Raw genomic sequence first — 13277 nt, forward strand, 5'->3', positions numbered from 1 at the left:
GTCTACTGTTAAGGCTGTTAAACGATACCGGTTTTTATAGTGGCATTCGCTAAAACGCCAGATAATGGCTCGCCCTCACCCCTTAATGGCGTGGTCCGTTTTGACATCCTGCCCGGACCAGATCCGTTTCGATGTCCAGTCGACGGCCGGGGCCAACCAGAATTTATCGGATGCCGGTAAGCCCAGCGGTAAAAACGCCACCGAACACAAATACAAACTTCCCGTAGAAATATACGTTTCGCCAATGCCCGGTTGATGGCCGCACAGACCGATCTGGAGCCAGCCTTTCGCATCAAATGTGCCATTGACGTCCATCGTTCGCCGGATCACAGCCGTCAGCGCCGAACGTACCTGGCCGGGTGGCAACTCCGGTGGTAAGTTACCCTGCAAGGCAACCTGCGCCAGCAGTTGAAAAGCCCCGCACCGGTACGCCAGTGACCGGCCAAAAGCCGCAAAGGAACCGTCGGGATTGATCAGTCGCTCCTGTACGATGGCATACCGCTGCGCCCTGGTCATCAGTGACGCATACAAATCCGTATCGGCCTTCCCAGCATCGGCCAGGGTTTTGACCACATCCAGCAACATAGGCTGAATGACATAACTGTTGTAATAATCCCAGTGAAAATCAGGGCCGTCGCCATAGGTTCCATCTCCTTTATACCAGGCTTGGTGTTGCCGGATGGCATAATCCATGCGCAGTTCATCACCGGATCCCGCATATTTCAGCAAAGCGGCTTCCACCATGGCACTGAATAACAGCCAGTTGTTGTACCCTGGCTTGATAACCCGGCTTGCCTGCAACGCCTTAATCACATTCGCCTGTTCGGTTGCCGTTAAGGACTGCCATAGTTTCGGTGACCGAATCAGGCCGTGGGCCAGAAAAGCCGCATCGACTAACGGCTGACCGTTCTTGGTGAAGTTCAGGTAATCGGGCGATGTAGGATCGACTCCGTTGGCAATGGCCCGTCTGGCCAAGTCAAAGTACCGTTGGCGCAAACGGGTCTCCTGTGCGTCGTCATGGGTACTCAGTTCAAGCCAGGGAGCCAGCCCCGCCATCGTCCGACCGAGTGCTTCAAGGTGGGATACAGCCGCCCGGCTTGCCTGCTGGCCCGGCGCGCACTCAATCGGCATGGTGGCTTTCAGTCGATTATCGGCTAAAGCCGTCAAAACCGGATCAGCGACCTTCAGCAAGGTTTGCAGCCAGTAGGCCCGATCGCCACCAGCCACGTTAGCGTCCGGCCCGCCGGAGAAAAAGGGTTCATCATCTCTTGTTGTACTACCCAAACTTACCGGTAACGCGGTTATAAGCCGGGTAAACATCCGCCGTTTCATCATTTGCGTTTAAATCAGGCCTTCTCTCAACAAAGCTGCCGTGCTCGTTTTTTACTGCTTCCTGACGTAGGGTTCTATGATTGCAGGCATTCCCCGGTAAATGCCTGCTGCGGTGAAACGTTCAGTTTGAAAACACTGTTACCCAACTGAACTTGCCATGTAGTTACCCTGTGAACGAAGAACAGAAAAGCGCGGGCCGGATATTTGACTTAGCTATCCTCCGGCGACTCTACGCGTTTGTAAAACCATATCAAACGCGCTTTTACCTCCTGATCGGTATTATTATGCTGGCGGCCTGTCTGGCTCCGCTGACACCCCTGCTTATCCGCTACACCATCGACAATGTGATTGCCATGGGCGATTACCAGCAGTTGACGGTCATGCTGGTCATTATGATTGGCGTCCTCGTTGCCCAGGCCGTTATCCAGTTTCTGAATACGTATCTGTCCGGCTGGTTAGGCCAATATGTCATTCGGGATATTCGGGTACAGCTGTATCGCAAAATACTTCATCTACGACTCAAATTCTTCGACAATACGCCCATCGGTCGGTTAGTTACGCGCTCGATTTCTGACGTCGAAACGCTGGCCGATGTGTTCAGCGAGGGTATGGCGGCCATTGCGGGCGATATTCTTCAATTGGTTCTTATCATCGGTGTCATGTTTTATACCGACTGGCGGCTGGCAGCCATCAGCCTGTCGACCATTCCGCTCATGCTGTTCAGTACGTACGTCTTCAAGGAAAAAATCAAGAAGTCGTTCAATGAAGTACGAACGGCCGTTGCCAACCTGAACTCGTTTGTTCAGGAACACATCACGGGCATGAACATCGTCCAGATTTTTGGCAGTGAAAAAATTGAGGCCGAGAAGTTCCGCGTCATCAACAACGAGCACCGGGCCGCCAACATCCGCTCCATCTGGTATTACTCCGTCTATTATCCCGTTGCCGATATTATTTCGGCAGTGGCCGTTGGCTTAGTCGTTTGGTATGGCGCTCAGCAGATCATCAGTTCGGATGTCACATTCGGGACGGTTACGGCTTTTGTCATGTTCATTAACCTGTTCTTTCGTCCGATTAGGATGCTGGCCGACCGGTTCAACACGCTACAGATGGGTATCGTCAGCACCGACCGTATTCTGAAATTATTGGACAGCGACGAGTTTACGGTTAATAATGGTACTTACGCTCCTACGGCCATTCAAGGCGAAGTTGAGTTTAAGGATGTCTGGTTTGCGTATAACAACGAAGATTGGGTACTGCGCGACATCTCGTTTCGGGTCAATGCGGGCGATACGGTGGCTTTCGTAGGTGCAACGGGTGCGGGCAAATCGTCCATTATCAATCTGTTGAGTCGTTTTTATGACATTAACAAAGGTGAAATACGCGTGGATGGTACCGACATTCATGAATACGAATTAGGCCACCTCCGCCGGAATATAGGTGTTGTGCTACAGGATGTTTTCCTGTTCTCCGACACTATCGAAAACAACATCACGCTGGGCGACAAACGAATCAGCCGGGAGAAAATAGTCGAAGCCGCCAAACTGGTTGGCGTTCATGATTTCATCGAGCGACTGCCGGGCGGATACGAATACAATGTTATGGAACGCGGCTCCACCCTTTCCGTTGGTCAGCGTCAGCTAATTTCATTTGTTCGGGCCATGGTGCAGGACCCTAAGATCATTGTCCTCGACGAAGCCACCTCTTCTGTCGATACGGAAACCGAAGAAATGATTCAGGATGCAATTGGGAAGCTGATGAAAGGGCGTACGGCTATCGTTATTGCCCACCGGCTGTCAACGATCCAGAAAGCAAATAACATCATCGTCGTGGATAAGGGCCGAATCGTTGAACAGGGAAACCACGAAGAATTGCTACAGCAGGAAGGCTTCTATGCTAATCTGTACCGGATGCAGTACAAGGAAGTGGTTTGATGTCGGCATTTTAGCTTGTTTTCTGTGCTTTTGAGAAAAGCGCGTCTACCTATGGCAACGTCACCAACAACCGGAAAAGCGGCAAAACCGAAGCGAAAAGTACCCAATCACCTTATTTATGAGATGATGGATGGTAAGCTACCTTGCTGACGAAAAAGGGATTGTCGTCGATGAATCGTAATCAGGACCGCAACGCTTCCTCTTCATCCTCAGGTCCGGCACCCGTTATGCCTTCGGTGATGATTTTATGACCCGACACATTCGGTTTGTCGTTCGTTGGGCCGGGGCCGCTGCCGTCGAGCGCATAGGCTATCGAAGCCGCTAAGTCATCAGGAACGATTTTCGCTGATTTCTCCACTGGTTTTGGATACTCTTCACCAGCCTGCTGGTTAATCACTTCCTCATCGGCATTGGGATCATTATCCATACCAGATGGAACACGGCTGGACGTATTGCCAGTCAACTCGTCGGGATCGGGGCTGAAGTGTCGCATGGGCGTTGATGAGTTTGATTTCAGATATAACCCGCGAACAAGGACTGCTGTTTATTCTTCAGCAAGTTTCTTGACCATTATCTTGTCAATTCGGCTCTTATCCATATCAACGATCTCGAACCGGTACCCATGCCAGACAAACGATTCGCCCGCCTGCGGAATGTCTTTCAAAATATATAACGCAAAGCCACCCAAGGTATCGAACCCGGTTAAATCACGACGCATCTGCGCATTGATATTGATCGACAGATGCGACAGGAAATCCTCAAAAGGCAGTTGTGCATCAATGAGATAGCTTCCATCTTCGCGTTCCCGGATTTCGTAGTCGGAATGAACATCATCGTTGATATCGCCAACCAGCACGTCCAGAATATCATTGAGGGTGATAATACCTAACACGCCCCCATACTCATCGACTATGACGCCCACATACTGCCTGCGCTCCCGAAACCGCTCCAGAACCTGATACGCCTTGTTGTTTTCGGGAATGAACAGCACATCCCGTTTCATGTCGCCCAGGTGCAGCAGCTCCGAGTCGAGATCTCTTCCCAGAAAATCTTTGGTATAGATCAGGCCAACCACCTCATCGACTCCCCCATTGCAGAGCGGATAGACCGAGTGCTTGTGTTCCAGAATCCTCGCTTTATTTTCGATCGGGTCATCCTCCAGATCAAGAAAAACGATTTCCTGCCGATTCGTCATCAGGGAGGTAATTTTACGGTCGCCCAACTGAAAAACGTTTTGCACGATTTCCTGCTCAATTTCCTCGATGGCGCCCCCCGAGGTGCCTTCCTGAATCAGGCTTTTGATTTCTTCTTCGGTTACGGCACTCTCATTCGGCCGGATGTTCAATAGTTTAAGCAATAAATCACTCGAAATGGTAAGCAGGGCAATAAAGGGGGACGTCAACCGCGAGAGAAAAATCATGGGCGCGGCCATGGTTTTGGCAATCCCTTCCGGGTTGGATAAGCCAATTCGCTTGGGTACTAACTCGCCGAAAACCAGCGAAAGATAGGTGAGCAGCAGAAGTACCAGAACAACCGCCACGGAGTGCGCATAGGGACGAATGAACTCTATCCGGGCCACATATTCCTGCACATCGGTTGTCAACTTATCGCCCGAAAAAATACCGAGTAAAATCCCGATCAATGTGATCCCGATTTGCACGGTCGATAGAAACCGGTTGGGTGAATTTGACAGATCGAGCGCAACCTGAGCCTGTCGATCGCCATTCTTGGCGGCTGTTTCTAACTTGGACTTACGGGAGGAGACTAAAGCGATTTCTGACATCGAAAACACGCCGTTCAGCAATGTCAGAAGGAAAATAATGAGGAGTTCCACAAAGAGGATGATTGGCCTGTTGCAAAAATATAGAAATGGAACTGGTTTGCAACAGATTCAACAGTGCGATAGACCATCTGTTTTGCTACTTTTACGCTTCGAACTGTTTATCTTCTGATGATTGTCTTTATTAATGACCGGCCTATTCGGCTCGTTGGCCCTAAAGCCGCTGCTCAACTGACCAATCCAGCGTTGGCAAATCACCCGGAATTCGTTGACTATGACCAGATTGTTGATGCGCGATTGGAAGCCCTCAAGCCAGACGCTTTGCATGGCCATCTGCTGCTTATCAACGCTACGCCTGCCACCGTCAATAAATTGCTCACGCTGCTTCAGAAATCTGACGCGGGTCAATTATTGTCGGTTACGCTGGGTTGCCTCAATAAAGAAGATTGTGAAGAAGCCATAAAAAAACCGTTCAAGATTATTAAAGCCGCGGGGGGCGTGGTCTTCAAAGGCGACAGAATGTTGTTGATGTTTCGACGGGGCGTCTGGGATCTTCCCAAAGGCAAGTTGGATAATGGCGAATCCTCGCGTCAGGGAGCCGCTCGCGAGGTAGAAGAAGAAACAGGCGTTCGGGTGTCCGTCAGCGAACGGATCTGTACAACCTGGCATACCTACACCTTGAATGGTAATCGAATTCTGAAACGCACGAAATGGTATCGAATGGCGGTCGTTAATGACAGCCGTATGGCTCCTCAAACCGAAGAAGATATTGAGAAGCTTGCCTGGTTCGATAAACGGGAAACAAAACTAGCTCTTACGAATTCGTTCAGTTCGATTCGGTATGTATTTGATCAGTTAGCTCTATAAGAAAAGAACAGTTACGTGTTCCTGTTCACTTGGCTCTATCGGGTACCTGTAATCGATACGGAAGAAACTCGTTCACATCCTGACCGTAGCGATGCAGGTCACGAATAATACTTGAACTGATGGGTGCCAAATGCGGTGACGTAATCAGGAAAACGGTTTCTACGTCTTCATAAATATATCGGTTCACCTGCGATATACCATTTTCATATTCGAAATCGGTCGTATTACGTAACCCACGAAGCAGGAATTTGGCCCCAATTTCACGGGCTACGTTGGCCGTCAGGTCATCATAACTCATCACCCGAACGGCGGGCTGGTAGCGGAATGCCCCTTCGATCAGTTCGGTAATCTGCTCAAGCGGGAAATAGCGCACCTTATGGGAATTACGCCCAATGCCAATCACGACTTCGTCAAATAATTGCAAACCACGCAGAACAATATCCTCATGACCCCTGGTAAATGGGTCGAACGAACCAGGAAAAAGAGCAATACGCTTCATAGAGAATGGACAAGTGACTGAGTGACCGGTTAGATGAATCCCTTATTCACCCATTAAGCCTAACCCGTATAAACTAAGATACCGATGATCGGGCAGGTCATTGAAATCGGCAGCAATGGATAAACCTGGTGGCGTTTGCCCAAAGGCCAGGTTGGGTAAAAAACGACTTAACTCCGCATACGACTCAGCGAATGGCGTAATCTCGCCAAATAAAGAAACCCGAGTCTGCATAGGATTTAGTTTCTGTTCATCGAGCACATACAGAATATAATAGGTCAGATCCTGCACATTTTTATAACCAAACCGATTGCAGTAGCGCACCTGATGTGCCTGACGGTAGATGACCGTTACAAATTCATCTTCGAAAAACAGATACAGGTTATCGGGCGTCAGCGCATGGCGGTCAAGGTCGGCGGTGGCCTGTATCAGCGCACTTACCTGATGAACAAACGTTAGAGGCTGAAGTGGATACATCTCCGAAAAGAAGTCAGCCAACGGGTGTTCAAGATTGAATACGGATAAAAATCCTTCAGATCGATGCAAGAAGGATTGAGCAAACTCATGAGCAGGCAGCGCACTTCCCCGCATCAGTGCCAAATAACTACCAGCATATTCTTTTCGAAAAAGAGGAGCGGGTATTAGCGTAAAGGAAGGCGAATTAACGCCGATCCGAATCTCTTGCCACGGCCCGGCCGATAGTACCGGATGCTGGCGAAATATCTCCGGCAAAATGCCCGTTATTGATCGATCACTCAGCAGGGACGAAAATGCGTAATCATTGAGATAAATACCACGCCCTCCTTTATCCTGCACCAGTAACCGGAATCGGTCTCGACCGACCTCCAGACTTAATACCGAATTTTCGGTCAGCCGTGGATCGAATAAGTCAGAACCAATGGAAATAGTGGGCGTAAGGGTCACAGCGATTTGCACAATATCGGACAACTGAAGTTTACGAGTGGATCAAAAGATAAACATAGATAAAACGGGCCATTACTTCTCAATGTTTTATTGTAAATAGCCGCTCAGCTTAAAAACATCATCCAGCGAGTTGCAGTAGCGGAACATCGCATGTACTTCTTCGGGTGGGTAACTTTTGATTTCCTCAAAGCTCATCAGTCGAACTTCTTCAATGATTTGTCCATCGAGACTCATTTCCGGATCAACTCCCTGCCGGAGCACTCCTCCGGTTACCTTCACCTCGAAAAACAATTCCATAGCATGGAGGGGCGGTTGCATGAACTCATTCACAAACAGCATATCGCCGATTTCAATCTCCAGCCCGGTTTCTTCGATGAACTCCCGTACCAGCGCTGCGGGGGCCGTTTCACTAAATTGAGCACCACCGCCGGGGGGGCACCAGAACGTATCGGTTGGGCCAATACCCCGATGGCGGACCATCAATAATTGGTCACCTTCCCGATAAAGGCCACAAACACGCAGCCGAAGCCGGTTTCCATACAATTTAAGTACCTCTTCCCGAGGATTATCAGCTACTTGCGTCACGGTATACGATGCATTTGGGGACGCAAAGGTAAGTTTTTACTGATGAATTATCACTGATGAAGGATGAATCGTACATCAACCAATTCATCCTTCATCAGTGATAATTCATCATTTATCAATACGGGCTTCCGGAGATGTAGCTTTCGAGGGAGTCGATTCGGGTTTTCTGATCACGGATAATGGCCGTGACTACGTCGTTGATGGAGATAATCCCGATCAGGCTTCCCTGTTCCATCACCGGCAAGTGGCGAATGTGCCGATCAGACATGATGACCATACAATCCTCCAGGGACTGCTCGGGCTCAATGGTGATCACATTTGCCGTCATAACATCAGCAATGCGGGTATCGTCGGAGTGGCGATCTTTCAGGATCACTTTGCGGGCATAGTCACGCTCCGAAAAAATGCCGGTCAATTCGCCATCATCAACGACGAGTAAAGCGCCTATATTTTTGTCGGCCATAACCTTGAGTCCATCCAGCACGGTTTGGTCAGACGAGACGCTGTAAAGCGCGTTAACAGACTTTCCCTGAAGTATTTGACGTATGTTCATTGGGGTAAAGGTTTAGTAGAGGGTGAATATAAGAAAAAGGGCGTAAGGCCGAAAGACGGAATGAAAAAAGGATTAAAAATTAAAAAACGACGGTCTTTTTCTCCTTTCCCGTTTGCTCCTTTTTTCGTAAATTAGTCCCATGAACGAAACCCAAGCGGCCGCCGATTTGCTGGCCAAACGTTTCCCTTTTAAGCCTACTCCCGGCCAGAAACAGTTCTTCGAACAGATTGGCCAATTCATTACTCCCCAGGAAGTTGAACATTATCGCGACTGCTTTTTACTACGCGGCTATGCCGGTACCGGAAAAACGACACTCGTTGGCACACTCATAAAAGTACTCCCCCGATTTGGCTATAAATCGGTGCTGCTGGCCCCTACTGGTCGGGCAGCCAAAGTAATGACGAATTACGCCAAGAAAGCTGCCCAAACCATTCACCGGAAAATTTATCGGCAGGTGGCCGAGCCGGGTTCAGGGAGCCTGGCCTTTCAGCGGCAAAAAAATTACCACGAAGACACGCTGTTTATTGTCGACGAGGCATCGATGATCTCGGACGAAGCGGACTTTGGTGGCAAAGGACTCCTAACGGACCTGATTGATTATGTTTTCGAAAATCCGGGCAATAAGCTAATGCTCGTGGGAGATACGGCTCAGCTCCCCCCCGTTGGCCGTGAGCTGAGCCCGGCCCTGGACCGGGGGTTTCTGGCCAGTGCCTTCGACATGACGGTTTATGAACAGGAATTGACAGAAGTCATGCGACAGGACGAAGAATCGGGCATTTTATACAATGCAACCAGCCTGCGGATGTTACTGGACGGTATTTCATCAACGCCCAAAGCCGTTGGGTTCGATGCCCTGCTTACCGATAATCCTGCCAGTTCACCCACTGAAATGCCACCGATTCAGCTCAACGTCCGATCGTTCAATGACATTTATAAAATGCCCCTGATGAAACTGGAAGATGGCATTCGGTATGCGTACGACAAATATGGTCGCGAGAATACGGCCATTATCTGCCGATCCAACAAGACAGCGGTGCAGTACAACCAGTTTGTTCGGCGGATGATCGACCAGTGCGAGGAAGAACTCGATGCGGGCGATATGCTGATGATTGCCCGAAACAATTATACGGTGCTGGACGAAGACTCTCCGGCGGGGTTTCTGGCGAACGGTGAGTTTGCGGAAGTGCAAAAGATTCGTAATAAAGAAGAAATGCACGGCTTTCGGTTTGCGACGGTGACGCTGCACCTGGTCGATTATGAAGAGCAGCCTGATTTCGACGCAAAAATCATGCTCGATACGCTGCATACGCCTGTGCCCTCCTTAACCGCCGATCAATATAAGGCCTTGTACGAAAGTGTCTCGAAAGATTACTTCTACATCAAGAGCAAAAAGGAGCGCTCCGAAGCAATCCGGCGCGATCCTTATTTAAACGCCCTACAGGTTAAGTTTGCCTATGCGCTCACGTGCCATAAGGCACAGGGCGGCCAATGGAGCGCTGTTTTCGTCGATCAGGGCTTTTTGCCCGAAGGTCAGGTAAACGACGAATTTGTGCGGTGGTTATATACCGCTCTGACCCGCGCAACGGACGAAGCCTTCCTGATGAATTTCAATCCGCAGTTTTTTAACTAGTTTACCGTTTTTGGGTTTACAGTTTGTGGTTTGTGGTTGGCTAACGGGTAGCTACCTTTGGATCAGTCCCAACGGGGAACCGCAACCACAAACTGTAAACCCAAATAGTATGTCCCTCGACTGGATTATGAGTGCCTGCATTGGCGTTGGCCTGGCTGCCTGCTGCGGGTTTCGAGTGTTTGTGCCTCTGTTGATTGCCAGTGTAGCGACAAAGCTCGGCCTGATTGGTACAATGACTGGTTTTGAATGGCTGGCGGGATGGCCAGCTCTGCTCGGCCTCACGGTGGCCACGGTCTTTGAAGTTGGCGCCTATTATATTCCCTGGCTCGACAATCTGCTCGATACGGTTGCCACACCGGCATCCATTATTGCGGGCACTTTACTCAGTACCTCTTTTCTGCACATTGATAACCCCGTGATTCATTGGGGCCTTGGCCTGATGCTGGGCGGTAGTTCGGCCGGAATCGTTCAGGCGGGAACCAGCTTACTACGGCTCGGCTCAACAGCAGCGACCGGTGGAGCCGCAAATCCGGTGGTAGCCACCGGTGAAAATGTAGCCTCGTTTGGTTTATCCGTCTTTACAATTTTTTTACCACTCGTTGCCATAGTCATCATTGCCCTGATCCTTATTTTTATCATCGGCCGCCTGGTATCCCGGCGGAAAGTATGGTTTACGCGAGCCTCAGCCAAACAGGCGGGCGGGCCCATCAGCCAGATCCCGCGAAGCAGCAACGGGCGGGGGTAAAATCTGAACCGGGATTTTTGTGATTATTCTGATTACCTTGATTTAAAGCAATCATAGTCTATCAGAATAATCACAAAAATCCCGGTTCAGACTACAAGGTCGCCACCGTCCGCTTCACAAACGCGGTTAAGTCAGCACCAGTCAGCATGTTCTGCGAAAGCAGGGCCAGGTCATAGACTTGTTTTACCAGTGCTTTCTGTACGTCGGCGTCGGTTTCGGCCAGAATTTTGCCGATCAATGGGTGGTTCGCATTAACGACCACATTATGCGTCATCGGGAAATTTCCGTAGAACGATTGCTCACCCGACAGGGCCGACATATCCTTCATCCGGCGCATGAACTCCGGCAACGTAATCGTAACGGGTAGCTCGTCGATTGGCTGGGCTTCAATGCTTACGTTAAGCATCTTGTTGTCCAGCACCTGATCGAACACTTCCTTCAATTTCGTTTTGTCGGCTTCTGACAGAACGCTTTCGTTATTCAGTCCCTTATCGATCAGCTTATCAAGTGTATCGGCGTCAACGCGCTGGAAGTTGACTTTTTCGAGCTTTTGCTCAAGGGCATTGATAAAGTGAGCGTCAATAACATTATCCATCAGCAAAACATCGTACCCCCGACGACGGGCCGATTCGATGTACGCATCCTGCTGTTTACGATCCGATGTGTAGAGCAGCACCAGCGTTTCATTTTTATCGGTCTGATTCGCCTGTACTTTCTCGCGGTATTCGTCCAGTGTGGCAAACGAGCCTTCCGTATTTTTAAGTAAGACGAAGTTTTTGGCTTTCTCCCAGAACTTATCGTCGCTCAGGATACCATATTTGATAAACAGGCCAATATCATCGAACTTCTCTTCAAACGACTTCCGGTCGGCATTAAACAGGTCATTTAATTTATCAGCTACCTTACGGGTAATGTAGCCGTTTATTTTCTTAACGTTAGTGTCCGACTGCAGGAAGCTGCGCGATACGTTAAGCGGAATATCGGGTGAGTCGATAACGCCATGCAGCATCATCAGGAAGTCAGGCACAACGTCCTTCACCTCGTCGGTAATAAATACCTGGCGGCTATACAGCTGGATTTTCTCGCGCTGAAAACGCAGTTCATTTTTAATACGCGGGAAGTACAGAATACCCGTTAGATTGAACGGATAGTCGACATTCAGATGAATCCAGAACAAGGGCTCCTCGCTCATTGGATACAATTCCCGATAGAAGTTTTTATAATCTTCGTCGGTCAGCTCCGAAGGCGATTTTGTCCAGATCGGGGTCGTATTGTTCACCACCTTCCCGTCGAACTCCACCGGCACCGGTAAGAAACGAGCGTATTTATCCAGAATGCCCTGTAAGCGACCTTTATTCAGGAACTCCTCCGAATCCGGCGCGATGTGCAGAATAATATCTGTTCCGCGGTCAGCACGTTCGGCGGGTGCTAATTCAAATTCGGTTGAGCCATCACACGTCCAGCGAACAGCTTCGGAGCCGTCTCTGTAGGATTTCGTAATAATGTCGACCGTTTCAGCCACCATGAAGGCGGAGTAGAAACCCAAGCCAAAATGACCGATGATCTGACCTTTGTCGTCGGTTTTGTCTTTATATTTTTCCAGAAAGTCGGTTGCGCCAGAGAAGGCAATCTGGTTGATATACTTTTTGATTTCATCGGCCGTCATGCCGAGGCCATTGTCACTGATGGTGATCGTTTTGGCGGTCTCATCGAGCGACACAGTAACTTTTAAATCACCTAATTCGCCCCCAAATTCGCCGAAAGATGCCAGCTGACGCAATTTTTGCGTAGCATCTACGGCGTTTGATACCAATTCCCGCAGGAAAATCTCGTGGTCCGAGTAAAGGAATTTTTTAATGATGGGAAAGATGTTCTCGGTGTGAATCGAAATCTGGCCCTTTTCGTTTTGTACTGCTTCCATAATTTAGTCAGAATGAGATTATGAATCTATTCAGGCGACGTCAAATCCTGTTCCACCCTACTCGTCTATGACACATTGACAGATTTTTTCCTTTAATATCCTGTTACAACGTTTATCACACTAGATGGGTCCACGAAAGAAATGATGCTGCCTGAACATGAGACTTACCTGGTATTTACTGCTTGTCGTTTTGGTTAGTTGCCAATTCAAGCGTGGCAACACTGTTGGTCCAGATCGTGTACTATTTGGGTTTATCAATGATTACAGCCGCTACGCGGATGGTTGTGAATTGTACATCGAACAGGATAAAGATAGTTTATCGGTTCAAGCTAGTCAGTATAAGCCTTCCGCCAGTAGTTTATATACAGTGAAGCGGGCCCAATTAAGCATAGCTCCTGGTCAAGTCAATCCAAATAGAGTGCCAGTCAAAGTCTTATATAGGGAAACCGGCAAACGAGTCATAATTCATTGCGGCTGGGTAAGCCCGACGGTTCCTGAAATTGATATCCT

At 49.2% G+C, this 13277-nt stretch carries 12 protein-coding genes; 4 read left to right on the plus strand and 8 right to left on the minus strand.

Annotation, left to right across the window (positions count from 1 at the left end; all coding sequences use genetic code 11):
• Nucleotides 1-75: 75 nt before the first annotated feature.
• On the minus strand, nucleotides 76-1332 hold the full coding sequence (locus tag ACYVAM_RS19660) for a DUF2264 domain-containing protein (protein WP_461070845.1): 1257 nt from the start codon (nucleotides 1330-1332) through the stop codon (nucleotides 76-78).
• 170 nt (nucleotides 1333-1502) lie between these two features.
• Here ACYVAM_RS19660 and ACYVAM_RS19665 point away from each other — a divergent pair, with 170 nt between their 5' ends.
• Nucleotides 1503-3266 (plus strand): ABC transporter ATP-binding protein, encoded by a 1764-nt coding sequence (locus tag ACYVAM_RS19665; protein WP_461070127.1) that lies wholly within the window; start codon nucleotides 1503-1505, stop codon nucleotides 3264-3266.
• Between the two features lie 181 nt (nucleotides 3267-3447).
• Here ACYVAM_RS19665 and ACYVAM_RS19670 read toward each other — a convergent pair whose 3' ends face one another.
• Both ACYVAM_RS19670 and ACYVAM_RS19675 read right to left on the minus strand, forming a co-directional pair.
• Nucleotides 3448-3759 carry a hypothetical protein gene (locus tag ACYVAM_RS19670; protein ID WP_461070129.1) on the minus strand — a complete coding sequence of 104 codons (312 nt, stop codon included), beginning with the start codon at nucleotides 3757-3759 and terminating at the stop codon, nucleotides 3448-3450.
• A gap of 51 nt (nucleotides 3760-3810) precedes the next feature.
• Nucleotides 3811-5100 carry a hemolysin family protein gene (locus ACYVAM_RS19675; protein WP_461070131.1) on the minus strand — a complete coding sequence of 430 codons (1290 nt, stop codon included), beginning with the start codon at nucleotides 5098-5100 and terminating at the stop codon, nucleotides 3811-3813.
• Between the two features lie 117 nt (nucleotides 5101-5217).
• Between ACYVAM_RS19675 and ACYVAM_RS19680 the strand changes: the two genes are divergently transcribed.
• Nucleotides 5218-5913, plus strand: a complete 696-nt coding sequence (locus ACYVAM_RS19680) for an NUDIX hydrolase (RefSeq protein WP_461070133.1) — start codon at nucleotides 5218-5220, stop codon at nucleotides 5911-5913.
• A gap of 25 nt (nucleotides 5914-5938) precedes the next feature.
• Here the strand turns inward: ACYVAM_RS19680 and coaD are convergent, their stop codons facing one another.
• The 4 genes from coaD to ACYVAM_RS19700 all read right to left on the minus strand — a co-directional run bounded on the left by coaD (nucleotide 5939) and on the right by ACYVAM_RS19700 (nucleotide 8471).
• The gene (coaD, locus tag ACYVAM_RS19685) at nucleotides 5939-6412 is read right to left on the minus strand and encodes a pantetheine-phosphate adenylyltransferase (RefSeq protein ID WP_461070135.1); all 474 of its coding nucleotides are present in this window, start codon (nucleotides 6410-6412) and stop codon (nucleotides 5939-5941) included.
• A gap of 42 nt (nucleotides 6413-6454) precedes the next feature.
• Nucleotides 6455-7345: a DUF3822 family protein gene (locus tag ACYVAM_RS19690; RefSeq protein WP_461070137.1), complete on the minus strand. Its 891-nt coding sequence runs from the start codon at nucleotides 7343-7345 to the stop codon at nucleotides 6455-6457.
• Between the two features lie 75 nt (nucleotides 7346-7420).
• Nucleotides 7421-7918, minus strand: coding sequence for an NUDIX domain-containing protein (locus ACYVAM_RS19695; protein WP_461070139.1), 498 nt, complete (start codon nucleotides 7916-7918; stop codon nucleotides 7421-7423).
• Nucleotides 7919-8033: 115 nt separating this feature from the next.
• Nucleotides 8034-8471, minus strand: a complete 438-nt coding sequence (locus ACYVAM_RS19700) for a CBS domain-containing protein (RefSeq protein ID WP_461070141.1) — start codon at nucleotides 8469-8471, stop codon at nucleotides 8034-8036.
• Between the two features lie 139 nt (nucleotides 8472-8610).
• Between ACYVAM_RS19700 and ACYVAM_RS19705 the strand changes: the two genes are divergently transcribed.
• Both ACYVAM_RS19705 and ACYVAM_RS19710 read left to right on the plus strand, forming a co-directional pair.
• The gene (locus tag ACYVAM_RS19705) at nucleotides 8611-10101 is read left to right on the plus strand and encodes an ATP-dependent DNA helicase (RefSeq protein WP_461070143.1); all 1491 of its coding nucleotides are present in this window, start codon (nucleotides 8611-8613) and stop codon (nucleotides 10099-10101) included.
• Nucleotides 10102-10210: 109 nt separating this feature from the next.
• Nucleotides 10211-10846 carry a DUF4126 domain-containing protein gene (locus tag ACYVAM_RS19710; protein ID WP_461070145.1) on the plus strand — a complete coding sequence of 212 codons (636 nt, stop codon included), beginning with the start codon at nucleotides 10211-10213 and terminating at the stop codon, nucleotides 10844-10846.
• 91 nt (nucleotides 10847-10937) lie between these two features.
• Here ACYVAM_RS19710 and htpG read toward each other — a convergent pair whose 3' ends face one another.
• Complete coding sequence (gene htpG / locus ACYVAM_RS19715; protein WP_461070147.1) at nucleotides 10938-12767, minus strand: molecular chaperone HtpG; 1830 nt, start codon at nucleotides 12765-12767, stop codon at nucleotides 10938-10940.
• Between the last annotated feature and the right edge of the window lie 510 nt (nucleotides 12768-13277).

This window comes from Spirosoma horti (genome assembly GCF_054776595.1).

Excerpts from the sequence above, each read along its gene's own strand:
- ACYVAM_RS19680 (WP_461070133.1), top strand. The coding sequence starts at position 5,218 with ATGATTGTCTTTATTAATGACCGGCCTATTCGGCTCGTTGGCCCTAAA.
- coaD (WP_461070135.1), bottom strand. The coding sequence starts at position 6,412 with ATGAAGCGTATTGCTCTTTTTCCTGGTTCGTTCGACCCATTTACCAGG.
- ACYVAM_RS19660 (WP_461070845.1), bottom strand. The coding sequence starts at position 1,332 with ATGAAACGGCGGATGTTTACCCGGCTTATAACCGCGTTACCGGTAAGT.
- ACYVAM_RS19700 (WP_461070141.1), bottom strand. The coding sequence starts at position 8,471 with ATGAACATACGTCAAATACTTCAGGGAAAGTCTGTTAACGCGCTTTAC.
- htpG (WP_461070147.1), bottom strand. The coding sequence starts at position 12,767 with ATGGAAGCAGTACAAAACGAAAAGGGCCAGATTTCGATTCACACCGAG.
- ACYVAM_RS19670 (WP_461070129.1), bottom strand. The coding sequence starts at position 3,759 with ATGCGACACTTCAGCCCCGATCCCGACGAGTTGACTGGCAATACGTCC.
- ACYVAM_RS19705 (WP_461070143.1), top strand. The coding sequence starts at position 8,611 with ATGAACGAAACCCAAGCGGCCGCCGATTTGCTGGCCAAACGTTTCCCT.
- ACYVAM_RS19710 (WP_461070145.1), top strand. The coding sequence starts at position 10,211 with ATGTCCCTCGACTGGATTATGAGTGCCTGCATTGGCGTTGGCCTGGCT.